The sequence below is a fragment of the Tychonema sp. LEGE 07196 genome (genome assembly GCF_963890365.1).
Taxonomy (GTDB): Bacteria; Cyanobacteriota; Cyanobacteriia; order Cyanobacteriales; family Microcoleaceae; genus Microcoleus.
Map to the genome: position 1 here is coordinate 1 of NZ_CAWPRX010000175.1, position 5,074 is coordinate 5,074.

4 protein-coding genes are annotated in these 5,074 nt (G+C 43.4%); all 4 read left to right on the top strand.

The window, feature by feature from the left end; genetic code table 11:
* The coding region (locus tag AACV78_RS20705; protein WP_304941070.1) for an RHS repeat-associated core domain-containing protein at positions 1 to 3,511 on the top strand (3,511 nt) is incomplete at its 5' end.
* Positions 3,512 to 3,853: 342 nt separating this feature from the next.
* Complete coding sequence (locus AACV78_RS20710) at positions 3,854 to 4,450, top strand: hypothetical protein (RefSeq protein WP_228052108.1); 597 nt, start codon at positions 3,854 to 3,856, stop codon at positions 4,448 to 4,450.
* 14 nt (positions 4,451 to 4,464) lie between these two features.
* Positions 4,465 to 4,701, top strand: a complete 237-nt coding sequence (locus tag AACV78_RS20715) for a putative Ig domain-containing protein (protein ID WP_194010880.1) — start codon at positions 4,465 to 4,467, stop codon at positions 4,699 to 4,701.
* 23 nt (positions 4,702 to 4,724) lie between these two features.
* Positions 4,725 to 5,074, top strand: a 350-nt coding sequence (locus AACV78_RS20720) for a putative Ig domain-containing protein (protein WP_339383744.1), incomplete at its 3' end; no start/stop codon positions are given.

A 5,074-nucleotide genomic window follows, 5' to 3' on the forward strand; every position in this document is an offset into this window, starting at 1 on the left:
GAACGTTTTAACTGAGATTGACCCGTTAGGTAAGAGGGTTGATAGGACTTTTGATGGGGATAATAACGTTCTGACTGAGACTGTAATTACCACTGAGTTAAATGCTGCTGGAGTTTCGGTTGAGGTGCGGCAAAAGACTGAGTGGACTTACGATGAATCGGGGAATAAGTTAACCCAGAAGGATGCTTTGGGGAATGTCAGTCAGTGGACTTATAACAGTCGGGGACAGGTTTTGACTGAGATTGATGCTTTGGGGAATAGTGCGAATTATACCTATTCTCCGAGTGGAAATTTGCTGTCTACTAAGGATGCAAAGGGGAATGTTAGTAAGTTCAGCTACGATATGAGGGGAAATCTTCTCACTTTTTCCGATGCTAACAAAGTTACTAAGTTTACCTACGATGCTTCGGGAAATGTACTTTCGGTTGAGGATGCTTTAGGAAATAAAACAACTTTTACCTACGACAACAGTGGGAATCGTTTAACTGAAACTCGCACTGTAACTACTCCTTCGGGTATTCAACAACTGGTTACTAAATCAACTTACGATAGTAACGGTAAAGTTAAGTCAACGACTGATGGGTTAAATGGAGTTACCAAATACGAGTACGATGCTAATGGGAATCAAGTTGCTGTAATTGATGCTTTGAATCGTCGGAATGAGTATCGTTACGATAGCAAAGGTCAGTTAATTGAGACGATTTATCCCGACAATACTCTCAGCAATCCGGCTGACAATCCGAGAACGATTAATATTTACGATAAGGGTGGTCGTTTGCGGGCTAGTGTTGACCGCGATAAGTTGGTAACTCACTACAATTATGACGATGCTGGGCGTTTAGTTGAAACGATTTATGCCGATAAAACTGATACGCTTTCTCAATTAATTCAAGCAGTCGCACCAAATCAAACTCCTGCTACAATTGACTGGACTCAGGTTATTTATCCTCTTGTTTCGCCTGCTTTCCTGTCGGAGAATCCCAGAAGTAAGACTGAGTATTACAAGAATGGTGAGGTGAAAGCTGAGATTGATGAAACGGGAAATCGGACTGAGTATCGTTACAATATTAACGGTCAGCTTGAAGAGGTTATTTATGCTGATGCTACGCCTGATAATTCTGATAATCCGAGAAGTCGTACTGAATACGATAAGTTGGGACGGACTGTTGCTAGTATTGATGCGTTGGGAAGGGTGACTCGTTACGAGTACGATAGTTTAGGTCGGTTGGTGAAGACTATTTATCCCGATTCTACTCCTAACAATCTTTTAGATAATCCGACAACTCGCACTGAATATGATAGTTTGGGTCGCCGCATTTCCGCTACTGATGCTGCTGGAAAAACTGTCAAGTACGAGTACGATGCTTTGGGTAGGTTGACTGCGGTAGTGCAGACTTTGAATCAGTCGGGAACTAATCCAGTCAATCTCAGAACTGAGTACGGTTACGATGAGGCTGGGCGGTTGATTTGGCAGGAGGATGCTGAAGATAATCGAACTGAGTTTGAGTATGATAAAAACGGGCGTCGGGTTGTTGTTGAGTTACCGTTAAATCAAAGATCGAGTACGATTTATGATGCTGCGGGTAATGTTCAAAGTGTTACTGATTTTAATGGTAATACTATTACCTACGGTTATGATGTTGAAAATCGTTTGGTTTCTAAGGGGTTTGCTGCTGCTAGCGGTGAAGTTCCGGTGACGTTTACTTACACCGCTGGCGGGCAAATTCAAACCGTTGTTGATGGACGGGGAACGACGAATTTTCAATACGATGAACTGGGACGGTTGGTATCGAGACAAGACCCGGATGGCCCTTATTTGGCAAGCAATGTAACGATTGAATACGATTACGATGCTGCGGGAAATCGAACACAAGTGAGGACTCCGAGTGGTGCAACTAAATACGAGTACGACGCACAAAATCGTTTGGAAAAAGTTATCGACCCGGATTTGGCAGAAACGAAGTATTTCTACGATGCTGAGGGGAATTTGTCGAGGACTGAGTTGCCGAATGGTGTGGAGGAAGTGAGGACTTACGATGAGTTGAATCGGTTGAAGTTGTTAGCTTATCAAAGGAATAACGTAACGATTCAGAGTTTTGATTATACTCTCGATCCTGTGGGGCATCCCAAGGTTGTCACGGAACAAAACGGCAGGAAAGTTGAGTACGAATATGACGATTTGTATCGACTGACCAAAGAGACAATTACCGATTCGGTTAATGGCAACCGCACGATTAGTTACGGTTACGATGCGGTGGGGAATCGGTTGACGAAGACTGATTCTGTTACTGGAGTGACGAGTTATGTTTATGACGATAATGACAGGTTGTTGAGGGAGGAATTGCGGCAGAATAATGTGTTGGTTAAGACGACTGAGTATCGTTACGATGCGAATGGGAATACTACTCGCAAGATTGAGAACGGTACTCAAGAGACGGTTTATACTTGGAATCTTGAGAATCGTTTGATTGGCGTTCAAACTCCGACGGGCGAGAATATTAGTTATGCTTACGATGCGGATGGGGTGAGGGTTAGCAAGACTGTTAATGGGGTGACTACTGAGTATTTGGTTGATAAGAATCTTCCTTACGCTCAGGTGTTAGAGGAATCTGTTAATGATGCTTTGATCGCTAGTTATGTGTACGGGTTGGATTTGATTTCTCAGGAGAGGGGGATTAATGATTCGTATTATTTAGTTGATGGGTTGGGCAGTACGAGGGGGTTGACTGATGCTAGCGGTGTGGTGACTGATACTTACAGTTATGATGCTTTTGGGAATTTGATTGCGTCTGCTGGTAATGTAGAGAATGACTACTTGTTTGCAGGAGAACAGTATGATGAAGACTTAGGTCAATATTATTTAAGGCAGCGGTATTACAATCCTAGTGTTGGACGGTTTACTCGCGTCGATAGTTATGAGGGTCGTCGCTCCGATCCGATGTCGCGGCATGATTATCTGTATGCTCATGCTAATCCGGTTAATTACATCGATCCGTCTGGGTTGTTTGCGATGGAAATTAACTCGACGATGGCGGGTATGGGTGCTCTGGCTGCGATTTATTGGGTATCTTGGAGTGTGCCTAAATTGGTATTTACTACAAAAGAAGCTCTGGACGATCTGCTTGATTTGTATGTCCCTTATTTTGCTTCGAGAAACAAGGGTAAAAAGGGCAAGTCAGGAAAAGGAAATGAAGAAAACTCAGAAGATCAAGACAATCAGGAAAATCAAGAAGAGCAAACTTCTCAGAACAATCAAGAAAATCAAGGCCAAAATAAATCAGATCCCACCCCTAGAGAGCGTAAAACCCCAACATCAGGATCGGGCAAAGAGAAATCAACAGATGTGCCTAGTTGGTTGAAACAGTCAGGCGAGCGTCCCTTTAAAGGTGAAAGTGGTAAAGAGTTCGCTGATCGAGTAATGAACGAACGATTTGGAAAGGGGAACTACGATAAGGGACCTCGTAGTGATTATAATAAAATTAAGAAGTATGGAGATAGAGGTTTTCAATAATTCTCCTTAACGCCAAACTGCTATCATATTTTTTAGAAATAGGTAAACCCATAAAGATATAATATATTTACTTATTTCACATGAGAATTTGGCAACGCTCAAACCCACCTCCCGCACCTAGACTGTCACAATCGTTTTTTCGGGAGTTAGCTCTGGAATCTGGAATTAAGTTTTTTTATACAATTTCCTGGAAAATCATTGTGGGGATCGGCAGTCTAAAGTGTTCCAATAACTAAAATTCGTAGTGTGACGATTGGGGGTGCAGGATGTGGGATAAAAAATCTAACAGAGTACGTGTATGTCAGAAGTTAATTTTTTACAAAACAGGCAAAAATAATGATAGTGAATAATATAGAAATCCTCAATGAAGATGCTGAATTTTTCCCAGATGGCTCGGTTCGTGATGCTACACTTGTCCGCAATACCACGATACAAGGCATTCCCTGTTTGGGTGATCGCAGCGTGGTCTTTTTTCCCTCTGGACGACTTAAACTCTGCTGGCTATCTCAGACAACTGTTTTGGACGGTATTCCTTGTCTCGGTGATTGTATAATATATCTGCATGAAAATGGTCGGTTGCTGAATGCTTCGCTAGCTTGCGATCTTCAAATAGATGAAGTTTTGTACCCATCAGATAGCCGTTTGACTTTTGATGAAACTGGCAAATTGTTAGAATATTCCCAGCGACTGGACGCAGATCGATCGATCGAAGGATTTCCTTGCAGTTCGCAGTTTGTTGTGTGGCGGTATGCCAGCGGTAAACCTAGTATAATCGTGCTGTCTGCTCCGCATACGATCAACGGGCAAGAATATCCACGTGGTGCCAAGGTGTATTTAAACGAAGATGGAGAGGTTATCGACTGGGAATTAGTAAACCTGGATTCAGGGAAGCGTTACAAGCAGCAGATATACGGTGTATTTGAAATTGACTGGCAATAAAGAAGTGCGCTGTTTTGAGTAAGTATCCTGCTGGCATGGCAATTGACAGCAACGGCAGGATTCAATGGACGCCGAATGCTACTTCTATCGGACAGCATTCTGTAGAGGTTGCCGTTACTGATAAGCAGGGGGCAATTGCAACTCAAACTTTCACTGTCACTGCGGGAACTACTGCTATCAACCTTCCCCCAGCAATTACTTCCACACCCGCATTCACAGCCTCACAGGACGCCCTTACAGCTACCAAGTAACTGCCGCCGATGCCGACGGTACGATCGCGCAATACCAATTATTGCAATCTCCACCGGGAATGACAATTAATTCAGCGACTGGTGTTGTTACTTGGAACAATCCAACTGCTGGAAACCATCAAATAGTAGTCGGGGCTGTTGACAATTTGGGTACGGGTGCAGCCCAAGGTTTTACTTTAACTGCGAGGGCAAATTCTACTCCTGTAATTCCCAATATTCCCCCGCAGCAAGTTGCTAGCGGTCAACCCTATCGTTACGATTTAAGGGCGACTGATGCTGAGGGGGATTTGCTTGCTTATTCTCTGATACAGTCGCCGTCGGGAATGACTGTTGATGAATTCGGCCGCATTAGTTGGACGCCTCAAGCAACTGA